This is a genomic window from Stenotrophomonas acidaminiphila, assembly GCF_001431595.1.
Classification (GTDB): domain Bacteria; phylum Pseudomonadota; class Gammaproteobacteria; order Xanthomonadales; family Xanthomonadaceae; genus Stenotrophomonas; species Stenotrophomonas acidaminiphila.
Genome location: NZ_LDJO01000108.1, coordinates 1 through 587 on the forward strand (window position 1 = coordinate 1; position 587 = coordinate 587).

A 587-nucleotide genomic window follows, 5' to 3' on the forward strand; every position below is an offset into this window, starting at 1 on the left:
GTCACCCGCTGCACCGAGGTCACGATCTCGCCCATGGTGCTGCCGGCCTGGTGGACCAGCGCCGAGCCTTCGGCGACCTTGCCGACCGAGTTCTCGATCAGCTCCTTGATCTCCTTGGCGGCACCGGCCGAGCGCTGCGCCAGGGTGCGCACTTCCGAGGCGACCACGGCGAAGCCGCGGCCCTGTTCGCCGGCCCGGGCGGCTTCCACCGCGGCGTTGAGCGCCAGGATGTTGGTCTGGAAGGCGATGCCGTCGATGACGCTGATGATGTCGGCGATCTTCTTCGACGAGGCCTCGATGTCGGTCATGGTGGTGACCACCTGGCCGACCACCTGTCCGCCCTGCGAGGCGACGCTGGCCGCGCCCTGCGCCAGCTGGTTGGCCTGGCGGGCGTGTTCGGCGTTCTGGCGCACGGTGGAGGTCAGTTCCTCCATCGAGGCGGCGGTTTCCTCCAGGTTGGCGGCCTGCTGCTCGGTGCGGCGCGACAGGTCGTTGTTGCCGGTGGCGATCTCCGAGGCGGCCAGGTTGATGCTGGAGGCGGCGGTCTGGATGCGGCCGACGATCGAGGTCAGCTGCGCGACGGTGGC

Annotated in this window: 1 protein-coding gene; it reads right to left on the reverse strand. The window is 69.8% G+C overall.

Annotated elements, in window-relative coordinates; genetic code table 11:
- Nucleotides 1-587, reverse strand: a 587-nt coding sequence (locus ABB33_RS17855; protein WP_248842467.1) for a methyl-accepting chemotaxis protein, incomplete at both ends; no start/stop codon positions are given.